The sequence below is a fragment of the Roseixanthobacter glucoisosaccharinicivorans genome (assembly GCF_043195095.2).
GTDB lineage: Bacteria > Pseudomonadota > Alphaproteobacteria > Rhizobiales > Xanthobacteraceae > NCEH01.
In genome coordinates this window covers 3,929,344-3,952,635 of sequence record NZ_CM195538.1, presented here as the reverse complement: position 1 = coordinate 3,952,635, position 23,292 = coordinate 3,929,344, and the positions used below count along the sequence as shown (strand labels likewise).

The following is a 23,292-nucleotide window of genomic DNA, read 5'->3' as shown; positions in this document are numbered from 1 at the left end:
TGTCTGGTCCGCACTCGCGTTCGGGGCGAGCGGTCTCATCGGTCCAGGCGGTCGAAGAGCCGATTTTGTTGGACATGAATGCCGGTCTAGGGGTTAAGGGTATTTAGGGCGGTGTCAATCCGAAATGTTGGACAAATGGATCAAGCTGGAGCGAAGGCCGTGAGCGTCGGAAACAAGGGAAAGCTGGCGGGCCAAGCCGAGAGCGAGATTGCGTCCGGCTCCGCCGTAGACCAGATCATCGACGCGATCCAGCGCCTCATCGACGAGCGGGGCCTGGCGGTAGGAGACGCGCTGCCCGGCGAGATCGAGCTCGCGAGGCTTTTCGGCTCCAGCCGCAACACGGTACGTGAGGCGATGCGGACCTTGCGCGCCTACGGCATCGTTGAGGCGCGCCAAAAGAGCGGCGCGATCTTGATCGACGACCGGCATGCGGCGGCCATGCGGCTTTTCTCCTTCGGCTTCCGCCTGTCCGCCGACATTTTCACCGATATTCAGGAGTTTCGCCGGCTGGTGGAGGAAGGCATTCGCGAGCGCGTCTTCTCCAATGTGACGCAACAGGATCTCGAAACCCTGGAGGCCCTCACCTGGAAAATGGAAGAGGCGACCTCGGTCGCGGACGCTGCGGAATTCGATTATGCCTTCCACAGTCAAATTGTTAGAATGTCCAACAATAAAACGACTGAAGACGTCTATCTGATCATGCGCCCCGTCATCCAGAAACTTATGGAGAGCGGCAAGAGAGAGCGCACGCAGCGACGGGACATCGCCGCCGAGCACCGCGCCATCATCGACGCCATCCGGCAGAAGGACGGTGCGGCCTATACCTATTGGGTCGGCCTTCATCTCAGGTCCGGCCTGAAGTTCATTCCCGAGGCCGGCGCCAAGGCCAAGGAGGCGCTGCCCGAAGGGTGAGGACCTTGATCCGCCGCCCTAGGGCATGAACGGGCCGCCATTCACATCGATGATCTGGCCCGTGATGTAGCCCGACATCTCCTGCGAGGCGAGGAAGGCGAAGATCCAGGCGCAGTCCTCCGCGGTGCCGAGGCGCCCCATGGGGATGGTCTTGCGCACGGCCTCTTGCGTGTCGAGAGGGGTCGCGGCGTGAAAGGGCGTTGCGATGAAGCCGGGAGCCACGGCGTTCACGCGGATTGCGTCCTTGGCGAATTCCTTGGCCATGGAGCGCGTCAGGCTGTGGACCGCGGCCTTCGCGGCGGCATAGAGGCCGGAGCCGGGAGCGCCACCGTTGCGGCCCGCGATGGAACCCACATTGATGATCGCCGCATGCGCGCTGCGGCTGAGCGTGGGATGGGCCGCCCGGGCCGTCTCCAGCACAGCGCGCACGTTGAGCGTTGTCACTTTGTCCCAAATGTCGTCGTCAAAGGCGTCCAGCGGCGTGCGTCCCACCAGGGAACCGGCATTGTTGATGAGCACGTCGAGGCCGCCCAGCTTTTCCACCGCGCTGGAGACGATGCCGGGAATCGCGCCCGGCACCAGAAGGTCTCCGCCCACGACTTCGGCCGCCCCGCCGGCACGGGCGATCTCCTCGGCGAGCGTCTCCGCGCCCTGCCGGTTGGCATTGTAGTGCAGGCAGACGCGCGCGCCGCAGGCGGCGAGGACGCGGGCCGCCGCCGCGCCGATGCCCGAGCTCGAGCCGAGGAGGAGGACACGGTGGTCGGTCAAATCAATATGCGAGGTCAATTCGGATCTCCTCTTGCCGCCGGCGGCGCAAACTGGCCAATGCCGCCGGCCCCAGACGGGCCTCAGATCGGGGGAAGGGCAGGGTCCTGATGGGCGAGGGCGATCATGACGCCACGCAGTTCGGCGAGGCCCTTCAGGCGGCCGATGCAGCTGTAGCCGGGGTTCACTTTCTTCCCGATATCGTCCACCAGCACATGGCCGTGGTCGGGACGCATGGCGATCTGCCAGTCCGCGCGCCCCGCCGCCTTGCGCTTTGCTTCCTCTTCCAGGAGCGCGCGGATGACGGCCACCATGTCCACGCTGCCGTCGAGATGATCGGATTCGTGGAACGATCCATGGTCCTCGCGACGGACGTTGCGCAGATGGACGAAATTGATGCGCGGCCCGAACTCGCGGATCATGGCGACGATGTCGTTGTCGGCCCGCACGCCATAGGAGCCGGTGCAGATGACGATGCCGTTGGCGGGACTGTCGACGGCGCTCAGGATGTGCCGCAGATCCGCCGCCGTTGAGACCACGCGGGGCAGGCCGAACAGGGAGAAGGGCGGGTCGTCCGGATGGATGACCAGCTTGACGCCGACCTCCTCGGCCACCGGAACCACTTCCTTGAGAAAGCGCACGAGGTTCGCCCGCAGCTTGTCCGGCGTCACGTCCCGGTAGAGGTCGAGCTCGCGCAGGATGCCGGCGCGGTCGTATCGCCCTTCGCCACCGGGCAGCCCGCAGATGATGTTGTCCTCCACCTGGCGGATATCATCCGGAGTCCAGCCGGCGTGGCGCTGCCGGGCCTTCGCGACCACGGCGGGATCGTAGAAGCCGGCGGCGGCGTCGCCGCGAAGCACACACACGTCGTAGGCGACGAAGTCGATCATGTCGAAGCGGAGCGCGCGGCCCGTGCTCGGCATCTCATATTCGAGGTCGGTGCGGGTCCAATCCACCACTGGCATGAAGTTGAAGCAGATCACCGGAATGCCCGCCCCGGCGAGGCTCCGCAGGCTGGTTTTCCAGTTCTCGATGGCGCGCTCGGCGCCCGGTCCGCCGGTTTTCACATCGGTCAGCACCGGAATGCTCTCGCAGACTGACCAGACCAAGCCTTCCTTTTCGATGAGCGCCTTGTGCGCAAGCACATCGTCCAGGGACCAGGGCTCGCCATTGTACTTGTGGTGCAGGGCCGTCACCACGCCCTTGGCGCCCGCCTGGCGAATATGTCGGAGCGTGACCGGGTCGTTCGGGCCGTACCAGCGCCAAGCCTGCTGCATCGCCATCGCCTCGTTGTTGGACATTTCAGTCTCGTTTCAGGGTAATTACGGAGGTAACCCCCGTCCGTCAATTAAAATGTTGGACAAATGAATTGTCGTCGGATTAATTGAACTCCGGCCGCAGACTGAGAAAGCGATGAATAATCGATTTTCGATTTTTCACTGGCGATGAACGGCCCAAGCTTTAAGATCCGAGAAAAAGTGAGGAAACGCCGATGAGCACACCGCAGCCGGACATTGGTTTGCGTTTCCCCTCGCGGGAGCAGATGGCACGCGGTCTCGATGCGGGTGATGTCCGAGACCTCATGGTCGGCGGCATCGACGTGCACATTCACACCAATCCGCACGTCTTCCCGCTCAGCCATTCGCAGGACGTCATCGCTTTGGCGCAGGACGCCCATGCCGCGGGCATGCGCGCGCTGGTCATCAAGGACATCGGGCCTTCGACCACCGGAACCGCCTATGTGGCGACCCGCCTCGGGCCGGGTATCCCGATCTATGGGGCGCATGTGATGAATCTCGCCAGCGGCGGCGTGAACCCGCGCGCTGTCTGGGTGGCGCTAACCCATGGCGACGGCGCCCGGGTGGTGCACTTCCCCACCGGCGACAGCCGCAATCACTATGAATACCGCAAGCGTTACTATGCGGGCGTGAACCTGCCCCTCGGCGAGGAGGAGGCGATCACCGTGCTTCGCGACGGGAAGCTCATCCCCGAAGTCCGCGAAGTCATCAGTCTGGTCAAGGAATACGACGCCTGCCTCGCCACCTGCCATCTATCGGCGGAGGAAAGCCACCACGTGGTGCGCGAGGCCAAGGACCAGGGCCTGAAGCGGATCATCGTCAGCCATTCTCAATGGGCCATGACGCGCCTGACGCACGCCGACCTGAAGGAGTTCGCGGCGCTCGGCTGTCTGATCGAGTTCGATTTCGGCCTGATGATGCCATTCATGCACTTCGTCCATGGCGAGCCCACCAAGAATCCGCAGGATGTTGCGGCCGCCATGAAGGACATCGGCATCGAGCATTGCTTCATGAGTTCCGATCTGGGTCAGCTCTATTCGCCCGTCCCCGTGGAAGGCATGCGCACCTACATCGCGATCCTGCTGAAAGTCGGGATTTCCCCTGAGGAGATCCGCACGATGTTTCACCGTAATCCCGCCCGCATCATCGGGCTGGAAGCGTGGTGATTTGCGCCGCGGCCGATTGAAATCCACCGGCAGAGGACTTCCGGGACGCCATGAAGCCTTCGACATCGCCCCTGGGCCAGCAACTGACCTTTCAAAGCGGCACGCCCGGGAGGCGCAGGCGCATTTTTCGCAATGAGAATTACAAGGGCTATCTGTTCGTCGCCCCGGCGGTGCTTCTGCTGCTGCTCTTCGCGGCCTATCCGCTGGTCTCCTCCCTGTGGTTGAGCCTGAACAGCGTCGAGGTCCTCAGCACCGAGCGCGCGTTCGTCGGGCTGGAGAATTACCGCGAGTTGTTCTCCACGGAAGATTTCTGGGATGGGCTCTGGAACGGCCTCGTCTTCAGCTTTTTCACCGTCGTGCTGCAGCTTCTGGCCGGCATCGCCACGGCGCTGCTTCTCAACAACGCCTTTCGAGGCCGGGCGCTGGTGCGCGGCCTCATCCTGTTTCCCTTCGTTGCGCCGACCATCGTGGCCGTGCTCGTGTGGAAATGGATTCTCAATGACCTCTATGGCGTCGCCAATCTGGCACTGCTGGATCTCGGCATCATCAGCGAAGGCATCGCCTGGCTCGGCTCTCCCGAATTCGCCATGCCGAGCGTCATCCTCATCAATGTCTGGATGTTCTTTCCCTTCATCACCATCCAGGTCCTGGCGCGCCTGCAGGTGATCCCGAGCGAGCTCTATGAGGCGGCGCGGGTGGATGGGGCGGGAGCGTTCCAGCGGTTCTGGTACGTCACGCTTCCCGAGCTGCGCTCGACCATCCTGCTGGTGGTCTTCATTCGCGGCCTGTGGATGTTCAACAAGTTCGACACGGTGTGGCTGCTCACCCAGGGCGGCCCGGTGGGCAAGACCAAGACCTTGCCGATCCTCGCTTACATCCAGGCGTTCCAGGAATACCAGCTCGGAGCCGGAGCCACGACCTCGGCCTGCATCTTCATGCTGCTCGCGTTGTTCGGCTTCTGGTACGCGCGCAAGCTCAAGACGGAGAACGGCCGATGATTGCGGCGTCGCGCGTCCTGCTCTGGGCGCTCATCATTCTCACCGTCTGCATCGTGGGCTTTCCGCTTTACTGGATGCTGATCTCCTCGGTGAAGCCGTTCTCCGATCTTTTCAGCCGCAGCCTGTCCCTGCTGCCCAGCGAGCACTTCACGCTGGCGAATTATGGCCGGCTGCTACGCGAAACCATGTTCCCGCAGTATTTCCTCAACAGCCTGATCGTCTCAACGCTGGCCACCGGCGGCTGCATGGTGGTGGCGGTGTTCGCGGCCTATGGCATCACGCGCTTCAAGTTCTTCGGCCGCGACCTGATCGCCAGCAGCGTCCTGTTTACATACATGTTTCCCCCGATCCTGCTGTCGATCCCGCTTTTCGTCATGCTGAAGAATATCGGGCTCATCAACAGCCTCATCGGCCTTTCCCTGGCGCACGTCGCCTTCACGCTGCCGCTCGTGATGTGGCTGGCCATCATCTTCTTCGAGGCCATCCCGCTGGACCTGGACGAGGCCGCGATGATCGACGGCGCCAGCCGCCTGAATACCCTGTGGCTGGTGGTGCTGCCGGTCGCCCTTCCGGGCCTGGTGGCCATGGGCGTGTTCGCCTTCATCATCTCCTGGAACGACTACCTCTTCGCCCTGGTGCTCATTGTTGACGAGAGCAAGAAGACCCTCCCGGTGGGGGTCGCGGGCTTCGTCGAGGCGACCAGCGTCGAATGGGGGCTGCTGATGGCGGGCGGTGTGCTCATCACCCTGCCCGTGCTGGTCGGATTCGCCTTCGTCCAGAAATGGCTCATCCAAGGCCTCGCGGCCGGCGCCGTGAAGGGATGAAAGACTTCGAGAGGGAGGACAATATGAAGAAACGACTGAACGTCCTTTACGCCGCAGCAATTTCGCTTTCGTCCCTGGTCATGGGTACTGCAGCTTGGGCCGGGACGGTCCGGATCATGACTACGGAAACCAATCCGGACACCAAGCAGGTGCTGGAATCGGTCATCGCCGACTATGAGAAGGCCAATCCGAACACCAAGATCGAAGTTCAATATGTCGGCTTCCAGGATCTGACCCAGAAGCTCATGGCGGCGGTGGCCGCCGGTGACCCGCCCGAGGTGTTCAACGTCCAGAACCAGTACGAGACTTTCGAACTGGCCCGAAAGGGCATCATTCGCCCGGTCGACTCGATCATCGATCACGTGGGCCGCAAGGACTATTTCGACCGTGTGCTGAAGGCGATGACGCTGGACGGCAGCGTCTGGGCCGTGCCCTTCAGCATCGGCGTGAATGTGCTGTGGTATCGCAAGGATCTCTACGACAAATACGGCCTCAAAGAGCCCAAGACCTGGGATGAGTACCTCCACAATCTTGAGGTCCTCAGCAAGTCGGAAGGGCAGGGCGGCGGCAAGTTCTACGGCACCGCCATGTCGGTCGGGGACACCTGGCTGACCAATGACATCGTTCAGAACTGGATGTGGTCCAACGGCGCGACCGTGTTCGACAAGGACGGCGCGGTGACGCTCAACAAGCCCAACGCGGTGGACACCTTCACTTTCCTGGCCAAGGTCACCTCCTTCGCGCCTCCCGGCGTGAACAACTATTCCAACAATGAGATGATGAACGCCTTCGCGACCGGGGCGGTGGGGCACACGGACTATCCCTTCCGCTTGCTGAGCTATCTCCAGCAGTTCAACCCCAAGCTCCTCGATGTGGCGGTGCCCATGCTTCATCCGGCCGGAAACGGGCCGGGCGCGCATCCCTCTGCGCTGCTCTACCTCAAGAGCTGGGCCTTCTCGAAAGGCGCGAAGAACCAGAAGGAGGCGGAAGACTTCATCTCCTATCTTGAGACCGGCGACCGGAAGATCCGGATGATGAAGACGGTGCCGGTGCATTACTGGCCGCCGCTGAAGAGCGTCTCGGAGAATCCGTCCTTCCTCGACCAGCCGCTCTTCAAGACGCCGGCCGGCGAGAAGTCCCTGGCGGTTCTGAAGCACGCCATTGATGTGGGGCAGTTCCCGCTGAATGAAGCCGGCGAGCCGCAGCTCAAGCTGGGCCCCGTCCTCCAGAGCCACTCGCTGGCGAAGATCCTGGAGCAGGTGGTGATCCGCAAGACGCCGGCAGAGACGGCGGTGGACGCCGTAGCGAAGAAGCTGAAGTAGCCGCTCCATCGGCGCCGCTCTTTGCGAGCGGTGCCGGACAGCTTCTCCGGCGTGCGGTGCGCTTGTGCTTCCTGGCGAAGAGATGGTTGAGATGCGTGTAATCGATTTTCGGTCCCGCCCAAATACCAAGGAGTATCTGGTCGCGTTGGACTCCCCCATCCAGCAGACCGTGATGCGCAGGCTCGGCTCTCCCGTGCCCCCGCCGGTTACGCTCGATCAGTGGATCGAGAATTTCGAGGCGGATGGCGTCGAGCGGGTGGTGTTCACCGGCCGCCAATCCGAAGGCACCACAGGGCACGATGTGACCAACGAATATGTGGCGAAGGCGGCGCAGCGTTTCCCGGGCAAGGTGATCGGATTTGCCGGCATCAATCCCCTCCAGGGCATGCGCTCGGTCCGCGCCGTGGAACATGCCATCAAGGTCCTGGGCTTGAAGGGCGTTTCGGTCGATCCCTATGGCGGGCTGGTCGCCGCCAACGACCGCCGGCTCTATCCGGTCTATGCGAAGTGCGCGGAACTGAACGTGCCGGTGGTGATCACCTGCGGGCCATTGCCGTTTCCAGGACCGCGCCTTGCCCATGGTGACGTGCGCGCCATCGACGACGTGGCCTGTGATTTCCCGGAGCTGACCATCATCGTCGACCATTCCGGCTGGCCCTGGGTGACGGAGACCATCGCCATCGCGTTCCGGCACGAGAATGTTTTCATCGACACCTCGCTCTACTCGCACCTGCCAGGCGCGAACCTCTTCGCGGAGGCGGCGAACACCATCATCCCCGACCGCATCCTGTTCGCGAGCTGTTTCCCCGTGGTGCCGGTGAAGACCGCGATCGCGCGCGTCTCGGCCCTGCCGTTCACGCCGGAGGCGCTGGAGCGGGTGCTGCATACGAATGCCGAAAACCTCCTGCGCAAGTGCGGCTGCATCTGAGGCGGCCGGACCGCGAAAGGACCTGGACACCCCAATGGCCACCATCGACAAGATCGTCACCCATCACGTCTCGATCCCGTTCGAGCGTCCCCTGCAGACGGGCAATCATGTCTATCGGGACCTGGAGAACGTGTTGATCGAGATCCATGCCGGCGGGCTCGTCGGCATCGGATATGCGTTCAATTTCGCCTTCCGCCAGGCGGCGGCGATCCGGTTGATCGTGGAGGATCTGGCGCAGCCCCTCGTCGGCAAGACGATCGCGGACCGGCACGCTCACACGCTCGCCATGTGGCGGCAGCTCAACTTTATCGGCCAGACGGGTCCCTCCGCCATGGCGATGAGCGTTGTCGATACCGCGCTGTGGGACCTGTTCGCCCAGTCGCTGGCGACGCCGCTCCACCGGTTGCTCGGCAGCGTGCGCTCGGAGATCGAGCTCTATCCCACCGGTGGCTTCCTGGCCGATCCCATCGAGGCGGTGATCGAGGAGGTGGAGCGGCATCGCGCGGCGGGCTTCCGGCGCTGCAAGATCAAGGTGGGCCGTCCCGACTGGCAAATCGACGTGGCGCGCGTCGGGAAGCTGCGTGCGGCGGTCGGCGACGACTTCGGCATCATGATCGACGCCAACCAGGCTTGGAGCGTCGCGGACGCCATCGCCGCGGGGCGCCGCTTCCAGGACCTCGGCGTGTGCTGGTACGAGGAGCCGGTCTCGGTCTACGACGTTGCGGGCACCGCGCGCGTGGCGGACGCGCTGGACATGCCGGTCGCCGCCGGGGAATCCGTGTTCACGCGCTACGGCCACCTCGAGCTGCTCGACGGCAAGGCCTGCGACGTGCTGATGCCCAATCTGATGCGGTGCGGCGGGCCGACCGAGTTCATGGAAGTGGGCGCCCTTGCCGCGGCCCGGCATGTGCCCGTCTCCGCCCACACCTTCACGGAGATTTCCGCGCATCTCGTCGCGGCCATGCCCAACGCCACCTTCTGCGAATATCTGCCTGGCTGGTGGGAGAAGCTCTTCAACGAGGAGCAGAACATCGTCGACGGCATGTTCCACTTGCCGGACCGCCCCGGGCTCGGCCTCTCCTTCTCCCGCGAGATCATCGAAAGGTACGGGAGCCATGGCTGACGATCACGCACACGGCGCCTCGGCATTCGAGGGCCGAATGGACATCTCGGACACGCTCTTCTGGGACATGCTCGTTGCGGCGGCGGCGGATGATGCGGACCTGCGGGGCAAGGCGGCCCACGCCCGCGCCTGCGCCTTCGCTATCAGGATCGACGACGCGCAACATCTCCTGGAATTCCACCGGGGCGATCTGGTGCGGCTGGAGGGGCGGGAGCTTACCGGAATTCGCTTCTCCATCAGCGGGCCCAGGAGCGAGTGGAAGAAGGTGATCACTGGCGCGGTCCCTTATGCCCACGCCATCAACGTGTTCCATGGGCTGCTGCGGGTCGAGGGCGACGCGCTTTCCGCCATGTGGATGACGCCGGCGCTCTGGCAGCTCTGGCGCGTGTCGGCCCGGCTTGTGGGAGGCATCGGACATGGCTGAGATTCTCGGGCGCTACGTCGAGGTGCGCGGGCGCCAGACCTATTATGAGGCGTGCGGCGAAGGCCCGGCGATCGTCGCCATCCACACCGCGGGGCGGGAGGGGCGGCAGTGGCACGGCGTCATGCAGGCGCTCGCTGGCCGTTATCGCGTGATCGTTCCCGACCTGCCCGGCCATGGCAAGAGCTGGCCGCTCGCCGGCAATGCCTGCCTCCAGGACGCCCATGAGATCGCGCAATGGCTGCGGGATTTCGCGGCTGTCGCTGTCGAGGACAGCTTCATTATCACCGGCTGCTCGCTCGGCGGGAACCTGTCGCTGCTTCTGGCGGCGGTCGCGCCCGAGGTGCGGGCCGCGGTGGCGCTGCAAGGGTGCGACCACACGCCGACCTTCACCGAGACCGCGCTGGACCTGATGACCCATCCCCAGGTGAGCCTGATGCACGCGAACATGGATTTCTCCATGAGCCTTGTCGGCTCCGCGGCGACGCCCGAGGGGCGGGCTTTCTCGGAATGGGGTGTCCTGTCCATCATCCCCGTGGCCCAGCAGGGCGATTTGCGCGCCTATGGCCGGTGCGACATCCGCCCCCTGATGGACAAGGTAAAGGTGCCGGTGCTCCTCGCTCATGGGTCGGACGACTGGCTGGCCTCCCGCGAGATGGTGGAGGCGACCCGGGGTCGCCTCGTCAACGCGCCGCTGGTGCGCCTGGTGCCGCTGCCCGGGCTCGGCCATTTCCCGCATCTCGAAGCCCCGGGGCGCGTCGCCGACATGATGCTCACTTTCTTCGACGAGGCGGGGCTGTGATGCCGCGAGGCGTCGAAATCCTTCCCGTCGCATAACGAACAGGTCTCTCCATGGCACCCGTGCTGATCGATCAAGTGAAGAAGGCCTATGGCTCCGTCGCCGTGCTTCACGGCGTCTCCATCGACATCGCCGATGGCGAGTTCGTGGTGCTGGTGGGGCCGTCCGGCTGCGGAAAATCCACGCTCCTGCGCATGATCGCGGGGCTGGAGAACATCACCGGCGGGCGGATGATGATCGGCAACCGCGTCATCAATGATGTCCCTCCCAAGGAGCGGGACATCGCCATGGTGTTCCAGAATTACGCGCTCTATCCCCACATGACCGTGGGCGCGAACATGGGCTTTTCGCTGAAGCTGCGGAAGGCGCCGAAGACCGAGATCGAGGTGCGGGTGAAGCGGGCGGCGGAAATCCTGAGCCTCTCCCACCTGCTGGACCGGTTCCCGCGCCAATTGTCCGGCGGCCAGCGCCAGCGCGTCGCCATGGGCCGCGCCATCGTGCGCGATCCGCAGGTGTTCCTGTTCGACGAGCCGCTCTCCAATCTCGACGCCAAGCTGCGCGTGCAGATGCGCACCGAGATCAAGGAATTGCACCAGCGCCTGAAGACTACGACGGTCTATGTGACCCACGACCAGATCGAGGCCATGACCATGGCCGACAAGATCGTGGTGATGCACGACGGCGTCGTGGAGCAGATCGGCGCGCCGCTCGACCTCTACGACAAGCCCGCAAACCAGTTCGTCGCCGGCTTCATCGGCTCGCCCTCGATGAATTTCATCAAGGGGCGGATCGAGAAGGACCGGTTTCGAACCGACAACGGGATCGTCCTGCCTTTGGCCGGCGCGCCGGAGAGCGATATGGGCCGGCCCGCCGTCTACGGCATCCGTCCCGAGCATTTCCGTGTTTGCGAGGGTGCCTTGCCCATGGAAGTGGCTGTGGTAGAGCCCACGGGATCCGAGACTCTGGTCGTCATGCGCGCCTCGGGGCAGGAAATGACCTGTCTGTTCCGCGAGCGCATTTTGCCCAAGCCGGGCCAGATGATCCAAGTGCAACCGGATATCGATCTGGTGCATCTGTTTGACGCCGACAGCGGTCAAAGGTTGCATTATTCATGAACGCGACCTTTCGTTCGCATCAGGGTACGCCATGATATCAAACGCCCCCTCCGATACGGACGTTTATGCCGGACAGGATCTTTTTGAGGGGCGGCGGCCGCGCTCGCTGACGTCGGCGATTTTCGACCGGCTGCGGGCGGATATCCTCACCTGCCGGCTGAAGCCCGGGGAGAAGCTTCCCATCTCCGCCCTCGCCCAGGCGTTCGACGTGAGCCTCGCGGCGGTGCGCGAGGCGCTGTCCCGCCTCGTGGCGGATGGCCTCGTGGTGGCCGAGGACCAGCGCGGCTTCCGTGTGAGCCCCATATCGGAGTTCGACCTCGAAGACCTGACCCGCACTCGGATCGAGATCGAGGTCCTCGCCCTGCGCCGCTCCATGGAAGAGGGGGGCGACGCCTGGATGGCGGACGTGCGCCAAGCCTGGGACGATCTGCGCCACGCGCCCTATATGAACCCTTCGGACGCGAGCCAGCATAACGAGGGGTGGAACACCCTGCACGACCGGTTCCACCGCACCCTGACCCAGGCGTGCGGGATGGTGTGGCTGCTGCGCTTCCGCGACTCCCTGCACGAGCAAAGCGAGCGCTACCGCCGTCTCGCGCGCCCGGCAGGCCTCTTCACACGCGATCCCTTCACCGAACACGCCAACATCGCTGAAGCCGTGTTCGCCCGGGACGCCGACACCGCGGCGCTGCTCTTGAAACAGCATTTCACCAAGACCATGGAACTGGTGCGTGCTGCGGGCAAAGCTGAGAATTCGCCTTTTCACCTGCCTGAAAAGGTTGATGTTGCCGACGGCAAGCGGCGAAAATCAATACGCTCATGACATGAGATCGAATCTCTATCGCCATTCATTTCAAAACGCTGCGAACAGCCTGCCTCAAAAGCTTGAGGCTTATTTTTCTGACCAAAGATCGCACGCGAAGACGACCGGTAAATACGAGCGCGCGAGCGTCCACGGCAGAAGCCCCGTATGCGGTTTGGGGTGGAGCGAGGGCTGCCCCGGGAGCAAACCCTCGCGTGCGTTTATTGCGCAGCCTCGACCGCGCGCGTGTCTGGCCCGAATTCCCGCTCCATCTCGCGGCGCAGCCGGACCACCGGGTCGGCGGCATCAATCGCCACGTCGTCCCAGGTGACGCAGGCGCCTTCCGACACATCGCGGATGAGACTGACATGCTGCGCGAGGCCGAGCGGCAGATAGCCTTCGCGCAGGGAAATTTCGGCGGGCACCTGCTTGCCCCACACGCAGAAGCCGCCCTCGCCATCCAGCACTTCCCCCGCCCGCAGCGCGCGCTTGGCGGTGGCAGATACGTCCGCATTGAAGCAGATCGGTACGCCCGTCGGCTCATTGCGCAATGCTGCCGAGGCCGCCGAAATGCCAAGCTCCATGCCGTTCAGATGGATCGGCCGGTACAGGGTCGCATAGCGTCCCGTGCTGTCGGGCAGGGCATGATATTCCCGCAGGCATTCGCGGCTGTAGGCATTGTCCTCCGCCGCCTCGAACACGACGAACGTACCGTGGCTCAATTCATGCGGGATCGGCGAGCCGTCGCGCCGCACCGAGGAGACACATTCGGTGACGCCGGCTTTCTCCAGGCTTCCGCCATCGCTGCGCGGGCGGCAGACGTTGGAAATCTCGAAGCGCGAGGCGGGCGGGAAGGACAGGCCATTGGTCTGCGCATGCAGGCCGGTGGCGTTGCAGATGGCGGTCATCTCGATGCCGGACTTGGTGCCATCCAAGAAGCTGTTGAACATCTTCGGGTTGATCGTGGAGCGATCCGAAACGTCGATGAAGCCTTCCAGGATGTCGTAGATGGTCTCCGGCGTGGATTGGTGGAAATGCGGCAGGTAGCGCGTGCCCTTGCCGGCCGCGACCACCTTGAAGCCGCTCGCCCGCGCCCAGTCCACATGCTCGCACACCACGGCGGGCTGATCGCCCCAGGCCAGCGAATAGACGACGCCCGCCTGCCGCGCCTTGCGGGCGAGAAGCGGGCCCACGAGCACGTCCGCTTCCACATTCACCATCACGATGTGCTTGCCCGCCGCGATGGCGCCGAGGGCGAGACGCACGCCGGTCTTGGGGTCGCCGGTCGCTTCGATCACCACTTCGATCTCGGGCGCCTGGACCAGGGCGTCGGCGTCGTCGGTGAGATAGGTGCTGCCGTTGCGGGCGGCATCGGCGAACGAGGTGGCGGCATATTGCTCCTGTGGCCAGCAGGAGAGCTTGAGCTGCGCGGCGGCACGGGAAACATTCAGATCCGCCACCGCGACCACATGCATGCCCGGCGTGGTGCGGGCCTGGGCGAGGAACATGGTTCCGAACTTTCCGGCGCCGATCAGGCCCACCGTCACGGGGCGCCCGGCATCTTGGCGTTCGAGCAATTTGGCGTAAAGATTCATCGGCTTGGCCTTTGTCTTTGTATTCCGAGCAAAAAGTCCGCGGCGGCCCGTGTCAGGCGCGTGGCGTGGGCGGCGGGATGGTGAGGCTCACGTTCACGCTCTTGGTCTCAGTGAAGCTGTCGAGCATGCCTTCCAGGGACATTTCTCGGCCGATGCCGCTTTCCTTCACGCCGCCGTAGGATTGCCCGAGCGCCTGCCCGCCGCCCTGGTTCACCTGCACCCACCCCGCCTCGATGGCATGGGCGGTGCGCAGCGCGCGGCCGATGTCGCGGGTCCAGACATAAGCCGCGAGGCCGTAATGGCTGTCGTTCGCCATGCGGATCGCCTCGGCCTCGTCGCGCCAGGGTATCGCCACCAGCACCGGCCCGAAGATCTCCTCCCGCGCCAGCCGCCATTCGTTTGACGTGTCGGCGAAGATCGTCGGGAGAGCGAAATAGCCTTCCGACAGAGGACCCTCGCGCGGCGGCAGGCCGCCCATCACGAGCCGCGCCTCGGAGCGGCCGAGCCCCTCCTCCACATAGCCGCAGATCTTCTTGAACTGGCGTTCGTTGATGATGGCGCCGATGTCGGTCGCCTCGTCCAGGGGATCGCCGATCCTGAGTGCGGAAGTGCGGGCCACCAGCTTTTCGAGGAACGGCTCGAAGATGTCGGCATGGAGAAACAGGCGCGAGCCTGCTGTGCAGGACTGGCTCTGCCGGGTGAAGCGCATGGACGCGATGATGCCGTCCACCACCCAATCCTCGTCGGCATCCTCATAGACGACCGACGGGCTCTTGCCGCCGAGTTCAAGCGATACCGGCGCAAGGCGATCGGATGCCGCGCGCATGATTGCCTTTCCAACCCCGGTGGACCCGGTGAAGCTGACCTTGCGCACCAGCGGATGGCCGGCGAGGGGAGCGCCGCACTCCTCCCCATAGCCGGTGACCACATTGACCACGCCCGGCGGCAGATGCTCCTGGCAGACTTCCGCGATCAGAAGCACTGCGAGCGGCGCGTCCTCCGCCGCCTTCAGCACGATGGTATTGCCGGCGCAGATCGCCGGGGCGATCTTCAGCGCCGCGAGCTGGGCCGGCGCGTTCCAGGGCACGATGGCGCCCGTGACGCCGATGGGCTCGCGGCGCGTGTAGCTCAGCACGCCTTCGCCGAGGGGAATGGTGAGCCCCTTCAGTTCGCCCGCGAGGCCGCCGAAATAGCGGAACGCGTCCGCCACCATGCGTGCCTCGCCGCGCGCCTGCGTGCGCAGGGCATTGCCGGTTTCCGCCGAGATGGTGCGGGCGAGCTCCTCGAGCCGCGCCTCCAGCGCCTCCCCGATGCGCGCGAGCAAACGGCCCCGCTCGCGTGCCGCGATCCGCGCCCAGCCGGGGAATGCGGCCGCCGCCGCCTGGACGGCCCGGTCCACATCGACCGCCCGCGCGCGGGGCACCTCGCCGATGGGCGAACGGCGCGCGGGATTTTCGACCGTGATCGTTTCCCCGGAAGCCGCCGCCTGCCAGGCTCCGCCGATCAGCATGGAACGGGTTTGGAAGGCGACTGCGGCCGGGGTGGCGGGGTTATGTAAAGTATTCATGATGTCTTCTCTTTCGGAATCATCAGCTCACGCGTCTGATGTCCGCACACCATCGCCCTCGATCAGCTTGATGATGGCGGAGTAATCGAGCTCACTGTTGCCCGCCTGGCAGAACATTCCGTAGAGCGCCGCAGCGAGGCCGCCCAGGGGCAGAGCCGTGCCGGACTGGATCGCGGCCTGCTGGGCCAGCTTGAGGTCCTTCAGCATCAGCTGGGAGGCGAACCCGTTGCGATATTCCCGGCTGGAAGGCACGTTCGGCACGAGGCCGGGCACCGGCGGGTAATTGGTCAGCGAGAAGCACCCGCCGGTCGAGACCGCCGAGATTTCCTGCATCTTGCGCGCATCGAGCCCGAGGTGCCGCGCCAGCGCGAAGGCCTCAGACACGGCGATCATGGAAATGCCCGCGAGCAGATTGTTGCAGAGCTTGGCGGCCTGCCCGACCCCCGGCTCGCCAGCGTGGAAGATGCGGCGCCCCATGGCCTCGAGCACGGGGCGGGCCCGTTCCAGATCCTCCGCGCTGCCGCCGACCATGAAGGTCAGCGTGCCCGCTTCCGCGCCCATGACCCCGCCGGACACCGGGGCATCGAGCACTGCGATGCCGCGTTCGCGCCCCGCCGCATGAAGACGGCGCGCATCCGCGGTGTCGATGGTGGAGGAATCGATGGCCATGCTGCCCTTGGCCATCTTCGCAAGCACGCCGTCATCGCCCAGGAAGATTTCGAGCACATGGCGCCCCGTCGGCACCATGGTGATCACGAAATCCGCCCCTTCCACCGCCGCGTCGACGCGCGAAGCCGTCTTCAAGCCGGCCTCCGCAGCCTTGCGGCAAACCTCATCGCTGGGGTCGAAGACGTGAACGTCATGCCCTGCGGTCGCGAGGTTGCGGGCCATGGGAAAACCCATGCGCCCCAACCCGAGAAAGCCAACCTTCGCCATCGATAACCTGCCTTGTGTGAGAAGAAAGTGCGGGCCGGATCAGTTCGCGGCCTTCGTGACGAGCGGGCAGCCGCCGGCGCCCCATGCGTTCGTGACCCAGGGCAGGGGCAACACCATGCCGATGCGTAAAAAATTACGCCGTACCATTGGCTTAACCTCCCAAAGATGACGATCGGTCTGATGCCGAACTTGTGCCTCGCCTCCATCAATCTGATTGGCTCGGGAAAAATCGATGGGATGAGTGCGTGGGGATTAAGGAACAAGGCGGGCGGGTGATCTATGTTAAATTTCGCACAACCGGTGCGATGGGATTGACACATGGCCGCGACCTTCAACTGGGACGATCTGCAAGCGTTTCTGGCCATCGCCCGCACCGGGCGGCTGACGGAAGCGGCGCGTTCCATGTCGATCGAGCACACGACCCTCAGTCGCCGCATCACGCGGCTGGAGGCGGCGCTGGCGATGAAGCTGTTCGACCGGCGCCCCACCGGCTACAGCCTCACGGCCGATGGCGAAGCGCTGGTCGTACGCGCCGAAGCCATTGAAGCCACAGCCGTGGGCATCCTCTCCAACCATGCCGACCCGCGCATCGCGCTGACCGGCGTGGTCCGGCTCGGGGCGCCCGAGGCTTTCGGCACCTATTGCCTGGGTGGGCGCATCGGCGAATTGTCGCGAAGCTACCCGGGCCTCATGATCGAACTCGTGGCGATGCCGCGCGCGTTCAGCCTGTCGCGGCGGGAGGCGGATGTGGCGATTGCGTTGTCCCGCCCTCCAAGCGGTCGCCTGCATGCCCAGAAGCTTACCGACTACGAACTCGGCCTCTATGGATGCACAGCCTATCTCGAGGCCCATGGCGCGCCGAAGGACCGCGCGGATCTGATCCATCATCGTTTCGTCGGCTATATCGACGACCTGGTCTTCGCCCCGGAGCTGGATTACTTCTCCTCGACCTTCCCGGGAATTGACCCCTCGGTGAAGATATCGAACGTGATTACACAAATGTCCGCCACCCTCGGCGGGGCGGGACTCTGCATCTTGCCCTGCTTCATGGCGGACCGAGAATCAAGTCTGCGGCGCGTTCTACCGGATACGGTGCGGATCATGCGGACCTATTGGATCTTGTGCCATTCCGACATGCACAATGTCCCGCGCATCAAGGTGATCATGAAGTTCATCTCAGAGGTCGTGCGCGACAAGCGATCGATGTTTCTGCCCGCGGCACCAATGCCGGCTTTCGGATGAGCGCCGATGTCCGCTGCTGGTGCGGAGGCATCGTTTCCGGGGACAACATCGCCGCTGTTTGCCACCCCTAAACCATAGGTGGGACATGTTCAGCGCGGTCCAGCCGGAGGCGCGATGTGGAAACGTCCCTTTATGAGCCCGTCAAACGCTTCCTTGAGCAGCTTGGCTACACCGTAAAGGGCGAGGTCGGGCCCTGTGACATGGTTGGCTTGCGGGATGATGATCCGGCGGTGGTGGTGATCGGCGAACTGAAGCTGGCGTTCAACCTCGAACTCATTCTTCAAGGTGTCGATCGGGCAACCTGCGGCGATGAGGTCTGGCTGGCGGCGCGCCTCTCCGCCAAGGGCAAGGGGCGGGAAAGCGACCCACGCTATCGCAATCTCTGCCGTCGCCTCGGCTTCGGCTTGCTGGGCGTTTCGGCATTGGGGCATGTCGACGTCCTCGTTTCTCCGGCCGCGCCAATGCCACGGAACAACGCCCGCCGACGATCGAGACTGGTGGAGGAGCATAAGCGACGTCAGGGGGACCCCGTTGCAGGCGGAGGCACACGCAAACCCATCATGACGGCGTATCGGCAGCAGGCCCTTGCCTGCGCTGCAGCGATGGCATCCGCGCCGCAGCGTCCGCGCGACCTGAAACACGCATGCCCTGATGCCCAGAAAATTCTTCGCCGCAACGTGTACGGGTGGTTTGAGCGTTCGGAGCGCGGCGTCTACGCGCTGACCGATCTGGGGCGGAGCGCATTGGCGTCGTGGCACGCTGCAGCCCTCCCATGAAGGCGAAGGCGTTCCCACCAGGAATGCGAAAGAGGCAAAGCAGATACGGCGTCAAGGTTGCGGGCCGGCTGGCGGCTTGAAAGCCTATGGCGGGGCCTCGCCACCGCTCAACTCTCGCTCAGCCCCGCAAGCACAAGGAAGAAGGCGGTGTGGGCGATGGCGAAGGAGAGAATGCCGACGCTGCTGAGCGTGTTGATGCCGGCGAAACCTTGACCGAGGGCCGGGAGTACGACCGCCGCATTGACCACCCAGACCAGCAGCGCATAGAGAAGGCCCTTCTCGGGCGCCGAACCTGGCAGAAGCGGCTGGATCCACACATAGATCACCGCGAACGCCAAGCCTACGGCGACTTTGAAGCCATTGGTGAAGAGCGCGCCATTGGGGTCCGGGAGGTGAAGCGCGATCCAGATGCGGTCGACGCCAAGCCTGTGCAGCACGGGCCCGGTCCACAACTTCACCAGCCGCTGGAAGCCCCCGCGCGCGGTCACGATCCAGAGTCGGTCGGCGAGGCCCAGCAGGGCAAAATTGACCACCAGCGCGACCATGCCGGCGAGCAGCGCCCTCGCGTAAGTAGCAAGTGTCATTCTCACCCCTCAGGCCTCGCTGCGGATCTGGCGGCGAACCTCGTCCGCCAGCGGGTGCAGAAGGTTCGGCGACACGGCGCCGACCAGGCTGTAGCCGAGGCCCTGCTCGGCCCAGGCGAGGCCGTTGAGGTCGCCGTCCACGTGCGGCGCCATCGGCATGTCGGGCGCGCCGCGCATCGGCCGCGCCAGCATTACCAGCCGTGTGCCGCGGTCGTCGTCATACATGAACAGGGCGGCCGGCCCGTGCTCGGTCGGCACGACGCGCCCGCCCATGAGCCGGTAACCGGCCGTGGTCAGGTCCGGAATGGCGACCGGGCGGCCGATGCGCTTGCTCGTCCAATTGGCGAGCACGTCCCGGTCGATGGCGCGGATCTCGACCGGGCGGACCTGATCGGGCGCATAGGCGGCATAGCTCGCTACCGCTTCCCGCGCGAGCGCCTGCACGCCTTCCGAGGGCGGGATCACCATGTCCCGCAGCGACCAGCCGCCGAGGCCGCCGGCGCAGACGAGCAGAACGGCCGCGGCGGCCATCGCCCAGCGCGGGATCGGCCGCGGGCGGCGGCGGTCCTCGATCATGCGGGACAGGTCGAGCTCGGTGGGCACCGGCTCCTCGATCACCGGCGCGAAGGCGGCGCGCAGCATGTCGCCCTGCTCGGCATAGGTGGCGATGCGCCCGGCCACCTCGGGATGGGCATCGAGATAAGCGCCGACCTCGGCCTGACGTTCGGGATCGAGCGTGCCGTCGATGAAGCCGTTGAGATCGTCTTCAGTGATGGGGCGAGGGGTCATTTCACGCTCCGAAGGTAAGGCGGCGAGACATGCGCACGCGGTTCGGCTGACATCAGCTTGGCTAGGCGCTCGCGGGCGCGCGACAGCCGCGACATCACGGTGCCGATCGGCAGATCGAGCACCCGCGCCGCATCTGCATAAGAGAGCTGCTCGACGGTGACCAGCAGGAGCACGGTGCGTTGTTCATCGGGCAGTTGGGTCAGAGCATTGAGGAGGTCGCGGTAGCGCAGGCGATCCTCCTGCGCGGCCGCAGATGAAAGGTTCGCGGCCTCGGCATCGTCGAGCGCGACATGGATCGGGCGCTGTGCCGCCCGGCGCAGCCGCGTCATGGCGAGGTTATGCAGGATCGCGAAGATCCAGGCCCGCGCATCGTCGTCCTGGCGCCTCTGGTGCCAGCGGCTGATCGCGCGCTCCAGGCAGTCCTGCACCAGATCATCCGCCGCCGCCCGCTCGCGCATCAGCGCGCGGGCATAGCGCCTGAGCGCGGGAATGAGCGGTTCGATGAGGCGCACCATCTCGTGGTTCATGACATCTCCTTCCCGGAAGGCGGGCCTCTCCTGCGAGAGCGGCCCGCCTTCTCCTCCGTTCTGGGCCCGGAGGCGTCAGTCGAGCGTCTGGTGCTGGACGACGGCGCCGGTGTGCGCGGTCGTCCCTTCGGCGATGACGAGATAGCGGCGCTGTGCCTTCGCATCGTTCTGTACGATCTGCCGGATGGGTCCGGCGGCGTTGACGATAGCGGAACCTGCGGGGTTGGTCATGAACGTCGAGAGCGGCTCCAGCGTGCCCTTGCCGTCCGGCTGGCTGGCGAGCGCCAGCACATAGGGCTTCTTCGGCGTCAGCCCGGTGACGGAGGCCTGCAGGATCTGGATCAGCCCCTGATCGAACAGCGAGATGCTGGTGGGCGCCTTCGCCTCTCCCTTGCCGTCCGGGCTGAGGGTGAGATGCACGGTCTGCCCCGCCACACCGAGCGGCTGGAGGTTCTGCATGCCGTCGCCCTCGGGCACCGCGCCGGGGACATAGTTCACCGCCTGCGGCGCCTGGCCGATCGGGATCGTGGCGATCACGGTGTTGGTCAGCGTGTCGATGGCGGCGAGCGCATCGGCATTTTCAAGCCCGACATAGACCCGCGAGCCATCGCCCGACGGCCAGATGCCGTGCGGCAGCTTGCCGACCGGGATCGTCGCGACCTGCGAGAAATCGTCGGTGCGGAACACCTTCACCTCGTTAAGCCCGCCCACCGTCACATAGGCGAAGCTGCCGTGGGCGTTATGGGCAAAATTGACGTGGTTGGTGATGGGGCCGGTCTCGATCGTCTTGATCACGTCGAAGGGCGGCTGCGCGTTGAACACCTGGGTCTTGCCGATGTCCTTCAGCGTGAACCACACCTGCTTGCCGTCGGGTGACGCCGCGATGTTCGGGCAGAAGGGGCTCTCCTGCTTCACATGGCCGACGATCTGATGGTCGGCGGTGGAGATCACCACCGTCTCGGGCATGAAGGAGGAGCAGACATAGCCGTATTTTCCGTCGGGCGAGAAGATCTGCATGCCCGGGCCGTTGGGAACCTTGATGCGGGTCTTCTCCTCATAGGTCGCCCCATCTAGCACGGCGATATAATCTTCGCCGCGCACGGTCACCCAGACTTCCTTGCCATCCGGGGTGAAGAACGCCTCGTGCGGCGAGCGGCCGACATAAGTGGTGTGCTTCACGGCATTGGTCGCGGTGTCGATGAAGGTGACGGAATTCGAGCCGATCGACACCACGGCGAGGGTTTTGCGGTCCGGCGAGAAGCCCATGCCGTGGACCAGCACCTGCCCCTTGTAGAGAGGGCTGAAATTGCCCGGCTGCGGATCGCCGAGCCGGATGACGCCGAGCAGCTTGTTGGTGGCCGGATCGGTGACCGAGACGGTGTTGGAGAACTGTTCCGCCGCATAGACGCGGTCATGGCTGCTCACCGCGATCGCCGGCGCGGAGGCGGCGAAGGGGGCTTCACCGGCAAAGGCCGGAACCGCGCACGCCAGAATGGTGCTGGCGAGCAGCACACGCAGGATGGTCTTGTTCATCGGTGGTCTTTCCTATTTCGCCGGAGCGGCCGGCTGCGTCATGGGGGCGTCGTGCGCCATGGGCGCATTGCCCTGGGCGGGATGAGGCGGGGCGGAAGCGGCATCCGGCTGGGTCTGTGCCGGCGCGGAGGGGGGCAGGGGCTGGCCAAGCGCGAGGCGCATCGCGACGATTTCCTGCTGCTGCTCGACCACGATTTCCTGCGCGATGCGCCGCAGCTGCGGGTTCTTGCCGTAGCGCAGATAGGCCACCGCCATGTCGATGGCGCCCTGATGATGGGGGATCATCATCGCCGTGAAATCGGCTTCGATATCGCCGGTCGGCTTGACCTCCATGTCCGCCATCATCTTGTCCATGGCGGCCGCGTTCTCGGCGAGGAAGGGCGTTTCATCGCTGGCGGGGGCCGTGCTGGCGACCGCGGCCGCGTCGGGATGGACGTGGTCATGGGCCTGTGCGGCGGCGCCGGCGAGGCACGCGGCCAGCACTGCGCCGACACAGACGAGATGTCGTTGTCGCATGGACTCTTCTCCTTCGGCGCGATGGCGCCTTCAGGAGGTTGGACACCCCGGAAGCCCGATTATTCCGGCGCGGCACGAAATTTTCTCTGGATTAGCCCCGGGCGTCCGGCGTCGGCAGCTCGCGTGGGATGCCGAAAAGAGAAAAGCGAAAATCATGCGGCAGGCGGGAATAAACCGTCGCGCGGGGAGTCTCCGACTACATAGCCACTCCTGGAGACACCACACCATGCGCCTTCCCATCCTTGCCGCCGGTCTCGCTCTCCTCGCCGCCTCCGCCTCCTCGGCGATGGCCGGCCCCGCCGAGGACCTCGCCAAGACCCGCATCGCGGCGATCGCCAGCGGTGATCTCGCCTCCGTCACCTCCGCCTATGCTCCCGCCGCGACCCTGCACTGGGTCGGTGGCCCGCTCGACGGCACTTATGGCCAGGCCGACAAGATCAAGGAGGTCTGGACGAAGTTCTTCGCTGCGCAGGGCAGCCAGAAGGCGACCATCGCCACGACCACCGAAGCCGCCAACCCCAAGGGCGGCACGGTGACGGCAGACGTCACCTTCGCCGGCAAGAACACCGTCAAGGTGCGCTACATACTGCTCTATCGCGACGGCAAGCTCGCCGACGAGATCTGGCAGGTCAATCCGGCCGCAAGCTACTGAGCGAGCCCGTGGGGCGGCGATGCGCCGCCCCCTTCGCGGGCTGCCGCGCCCGATGTGTCACCCGAACGTCCCGCTGCCCGGCGCGACATCGACAAAGCGCGA

Annotated in this window: 24 protein-coding genes; 14 read left to right on the top strand and 10 right to left on the bottom strand. The window is 64.9% G+C overall.

The features are described 5' to 3' along the window. Nucleotides 1-159: 159 nt before the first annotated feature. On the top strand, nt 160-912 hold the full coding sequence (locus tag V5F78_RS18260; protein WP_394067779.1) for a FadR/GntR family transcriptional regulator: 753 nt from the start codon (nt 160-162) through the stop codon (nt 910-912). Nucleotides 913-930: 18 nt separating this feature from the next. On the opposite strand, the gene V5F78_RS18255 is transcribed toward V5F78_RS18260, so the two are convergent. Then, a complete protein-coding gene (locus V5F78_RS18255; RefSeq protein WP_394067777.1) occupies nt 931-1,698 on the bottom strand; it encodes an SDR family NAD(P)-dependent oxidoreductase in 768 nt (255 codons plus the stop codon). 62 nt (nt 1,699-1,760) lie between these two features. After that, complete coding sequence (gene uxuA, locus V5F78_RS18250; RefSeq protein ID WP_394067863.1) at nt 1,761-2,954, bottom strand: mannonate dehydratase; 1,194 nt, start codon at nt 2,952-2,954, stop codon at nt 1,761-1,763. Between the two features lie 215 nt (nt 2,955-3,169). On the opposite strand from uxuA, the gene V5F78_RS18245 reads away from it, so the two are divergent. The 10 genes from V5F78_RS18245 to V5F78_RS18200 all read left to right on the top strand — a co-directional run bounded on the left by V5F78_RS18245 (nt 3,170) and on the right by V5F78_RS18200 (nt 12,494). Next, nucleotides 3,170-4,141 (top strand): DUF6282 family protein, encoded by a 972-nt coding sequence (locus V5F78_RS18245; RefSeq protein WP_394067775.1) that lies wholly within the window; start codon nt 3,170-3,172, stop codon nt 4,139-4,141. A 50-nt stretch (nt 4,142-4,191) separates the two neighbouring features. Next, entirely contained in the window at nt 4,192-5,139 is a 948-nt protein-coding gene (locus V5F78_RS18240) for a carbohydrate ABC transporter permease (RefSeq protein ID WP_394067774.1), read from the top strand. Then, entirely contained in the window at nt 5,136-5,963 is an 828-nt protein-coding gene (locus tag V5F78_RS18235) for a carbohydrate ABC transporter permease (protein WP_394067773.1), read from the top strand. Before V5F78_RS18240 ends, V5F78_RS18235 begins: the two co-directional genes overlap by 4 nt. 116 nt (nt 5,964-6,079) lie before the next feature. After that, nucleotides 6,080-7,285, top strand: coding sequence for an ABC transporter substrate-binding protein (locus tag V5F78_RS18230; protein WP_394067771.1), 1,206 nt, complete (start codon nt 6,080-6,082; stop codon nt 7,283-7,285). A 91-nt stretch (nt 7,286-7,376) separates the two neighbouring features. Continuing rightward, nucleotides 7,377-8,213: an amidohydrolase family protein gene (locus V5F78_RS18225; RefSeq protein ID WP_394067769.1), complete on the top strand. Its 837-nt coding sequence runs from the start codon at nt 7,377-7,379 to the stop codon at nt 8,211-8,213. A gap of 34 nt (nt 8,214-8,247) precedes the next feature. Continuing rightward, a complete protein-coding gene (locus V5F78_RS18220) occupies nt 8,248-9,336 on the top strand; it encodes a mandelate racemase/muconate lactonizing enzyme family protein (protein WP_394067767.1) in 1,089 nt (362 codons plus the stop codon). A 37-nt stretch (nt 9,337-9,373) separates the two neighbouring features. After that, nucleotides 9,374-9,760 (top strand): hypothetical protein, encoded by a 387-nt coding sequence (locus V5F78_RS18215; protein ID WP_394067765.1) that lies wholly within the window; start codon nt 9,374-9,376, stop codon nt 9,758-9,760. After that, nucleotides 9,753-10,559 (top strand): alpha/beta fold hydrolase, encoded by an 807-nt coding sequence (locus tag V5F78_RS18210; protein WP_394067763.1) that lies wholly within the window; start codon nt 9,753-9,755, stop codon nt 10,557-10,559. Before V5F78_RS18215 ends, V5F78_RS18210 begins: the two co-directional genes overlap by 8 nt. Before the next feature lie 50 nt (nt 10,560-10,609). Further along, nucleotides 10,610-11,671, top strand: a complete 1,062-nt coding sequence (locus V5F78_RS18205) for an ABC transporter ATP-binding protein (protein WP_394067761.1) — start codon at nt 10,610-10,612, stop codon at nt 11,669-11,671. 31 nt (nt 11,672-11,702) lie between these two features. After that, a complete protein-coding gene (locus V5F78_RS18200) occupies nt 11,703-12,494 on the top strand; it encodes a GntR family transcriptional regulator (RefSeq protein WP_394067759.1) in 792 nt (263 codons plus the stop codon). 200 nt (nt 12,495-12,694) lie between these two features. On the opposite strand, the gene V5F78_RS18195 is transcribed toward V5F78_RS18200, so the two are convergent. Genes V5F78_RS18195 through mmsB form a run of 3 tightly spaced genes read right to left on the bottom strand, consistent with a single transcriptional unit; the run spans nt 12,695 to nt 16,571 of the window. Next, nucleotides 12,695-14,068, bottom strand: a complete 1,374-nt coding sequence (locus V5F78_RS18195) for an NAD(P)H-dependent oxidoreductase (RefSeq protein WP_394067757.1) — start codon at nt 14,066-14,068, stop codon at nt 12,695-12,697. Between the two features lie 52 nt (nt 14,069-14,120). Further along, the gene (locus V5F78_RS18190) at nt 14,121-15,635 is read right to left on the bottom strand and encodes an aldehyde dehydrogenase family protein (RefSeq protein WP_394067755.1); all 1,515 of its coding nucleotides are present in this window, start codon (nt 15,633-15,635) and stop codon (nt 14,121-14,123) included. A 27-nt stretch (nt 15,636-15,662) separates the two neighbouring features. Next, the gene (gene mmsB, locus V5F78_RS18185) at nt 15,663-16,571 is read right to left on the bottom strand and encodes a 3-hydroxyisobutyrate dehydrogenase (RefSeq protein WP_394067753.1); all 909 of its coding nucleotides are present in this window, start codon (nt 16,569-16,571) and stop codon (nt 15,663-15,665) included. Nucleotides 16,572-16,889: 318 nt separating this feature from the next. Here mmsB and V5F78_RS18180 point away from each other — a divergent pair, with 318 nt between their 5' ends. Both V5F78_RS18180 and V5F78_RS18175 read left to right on the top strand, forming a co-directional pair. After that, nucleotides 16,890-17,813, top strand: coding sequence for a LysR family transcriptional regulator (locus V5F78_RS18180; RefSeq protein ID WP_394067751.1), 924 nt, complete (start codon nt 16,890-16,892; stop codon nt 17,811-17,813). Nucleotides 17,814-17,929: 116 nt separating this feature from the next. Then, nucleotides 17,930-18,589 carry a DUF2161 domain-containing phosphodiesterase gene (locus tag V5F78_RS18175; protein WP_394067749.1) on the top strand — a complete coding sequence of 220 codons (660 nt, stop codon included), beginning with the start codon at nt 17,930-17,932 and terminating at the stop codon, nt 18,587-18,589. Nucleotides 18,590-18,696: 107 nt separating this feature from the next. Here the strand turns inward: V5F78_RS18175 and V5F78_RS18170 are convergent, their stop codons facing one another. The 5 genes from V5F78_RS18170 to V5F78_RS18150 form a co-directional block, all read right to left on the bottom strand. Beyond that, nucleotides 18,697-19,173, bottom strand: a complete 477-nt coding sequence (locus V5F78_RS18170) for a hypothetical protein (RefSeq protein WP_394067747.1) — start codon at nt 19,171-19,173, stop codon at nt 18,697-18,699. Between the two features lie 9 nt (nt 19,174-19,182). Next, complete coding sequence (locus V5F78_RS18165) at nt 19,183-19,962, bottom strand: anti-sigma factor family protein (protein ID WP_394067745.1); 780 nt, start codon at nt 19,960-19,962, stop codon at nt 19,183-19,185. Next, on the bottom strand, nt 19,959-20,489 hold the full coding sequence (locus tag V5F78_RS18160) for an RNA polymerase sigma factor (protein WP_394067743.1): 531 nt from the start codon (nt 20,487-20,489) through the stop codon (nt 19,959-19,961). Before V5F78_RS18160 ends, V5F78_RS18165 begins: the two co-directional genes overlap by 4 nt. 75 nt (nt 20,490-20,564) lie before the next feature. Further along, on the bottom strand, nt 20,565-22,022 hold the full coding sequence (locus tag V5F78_RS18155; RefSeq protein ID WP_394067741.1) for a YncE family protein: 1,458 nt from the start codon (nt 22,020-22,022) through the stop codon (nt 20,565-20,567). A 12-nt stretch (nt 22,023-22,034) separates the two neighbouring features. Next, on the bottom strand, nt 22,035-22,538 hold the full coding sequence (locus V5F78_RS18150) for a DUF305 domain-containing protein (protein WP_394067740.1): 504 nt from the start codon (nt 22,536-22,538) through the stop codon (nt 22,035-22,037). 226 nt (nt 22,539-22,764) lie between these two features. Between V5F78_RS18150 and V5F78_RS18145 the strand changes: the two genes are divergently transcribed. Next, a complete protein-coding gene (locus V5F78_RS18145) occupies nt 22,765-23,190 on the top strand; it encodes a nuclear transport factor 2 family protein (RefSeq protein WP_394067739.1) in 426 nt (141 codons plus the stop codon). Nucleotides 23,191-23,292: the final 102 nt, after the last annotated feature.

Coding starts and splice junctions, on each gene's coding strand:
- uxuA (WP_394067863.1), bottom strand. CDS start 2,954: ATGCAGCAGGCTTGGCGCTGGTACGGCCCGAACGACCCGGTCACGCTC.
- V5F78_RS18245 (WP_394067775.1), top strand. CDS start 3,170: ATGAGCACACCGCAGCCGGACATTGGTTTGCGTTTCCCCTCGCGGGAG.
- V5F78_RS18240 (WP_394067774.1), top strand. CDS start 4,192: ATGAAGCCTTCGACATCGCCCCTGGGCCAGCAACTGACCTTTCAAAGC.
- V5F78_RS18235 (WP_394067773.1), top strand. CDS start 5,136: ATGATTGCGGCGTCGCGCGTCCTGCTCTGGGCGCTCATCATTCTCACC.
- V5F78_RS18230 (WP_394067771.1), top strand. CDS start 6,080: ATGACTACGGAAACCAATCCGGACACCAAGCAGGTGCTGGAATCGGTC.
- V5F78_RS18225 (WP_394067769.1), top strand. CDS start 7,377: ATGCGTGTAATCGATTTTCGGTCCCGCCCAAATACCAAGGAGTATCTG.
- V5F78_RS18220 (WP_394067767.1), top strand. CDS start 8,248: ATGGCCACCATCGACAAGATCGTCACCCATCACGTCTCGATCCCGTTC.
- V5F78_RS18215 (WP_394067765.1), top strand. CDS start 9,374: ATGGACATCTCGGACACGCTCTTCTGGGACATGCTCGTTGCGGCGGCG.
- V5F78_RS18210 (WP_394067763.1), top strand. CDS start 9,753: ATGGCTGAGATTCTCGGGCGCTACGTCGAGGTGCGCGGGCGCCAGACC.
- V5F78_RS18205 (WP_394067761.1), top strand. CDS start 10,610: ATGGCACCCGTGCTGATCGATCAAGTGAAGAAGGCCTATGGCTCCGTC.
- V5F78_RS18200 (WP_394067759.1), top strand. CDS start 11,703: ATGATATCAAACGCCCCCTCCGATACGGACGTTTATGCCGGACAGGAT.
- V5F78_RS18195 (WP_394067757.1), bottom strand. CDS start 14,068: ATGAATCTTTACGCCAAATTGCTCGAACGCCAAGATGCCGGGCGCCCC.
- V5F78_RS18190 (WP_394067755.1), bottom strand. CDS start 15,635: ATGAATACTTTACATAACCCCGCCACCCCGGCCGCAGTCGCCTTCCAA.
- mmsB (WP_394067753.1), bottom strand. CDS start 16,571: ATGGCGAAGGTTGGCTTTCTCGGGTTGGGGCGCATGGGTTTTCCCATG.
- V5F78_RS18180 (WP_394067751.1), top strand. CDS start 16,890: ATGGCCGCGACCTTCAACTGGGACGATCTGCAAGCGTTTCTGGCCATC.
- V5F78_RS18170 (WP_394067747.1), bottom strand. CDS start 19,173: ATGACACTTGCTACTTACGCGAGGGCGCTGCTCGCCGGCATGGTCGCG.
- V5F78_RS18165 (WP_394067745.1), bottom strand. CDS start 19,962: ATGACCCCTCGCCCCATCACTGAAGACGATCTCAACGGCTTCATCGAC.
- V5F78_RS18160 (WP_394067743.1), bottom strand. CDS start 20,489: ATGAACCACGAGATGGTGCGCCTCATCGAACCGCTCATTCCCGCGCTC.
- V5F78_RS18155 (WP_394067741.1), bottom strand. CDS start 22,022: ATGAACAAGACCATCCTGCGTGTGCTGCTCGCCAGCACCATTCTGGCG.
- V5F78_RS18150 (WP_394067740.1), bottom strand. CDS start 22,538: ATGCGACAACGACATCTCGTCTGTGTCGGCGCAGTGCTGGCCGCGTGC.
- V5F78_RS18145 (WP_394067739.1), top strand. CDS start 22,765: ATGCGCCTTCCCATCCTTGCCGCCGGTCTCGCTCTCCTCGCCGCCTCC.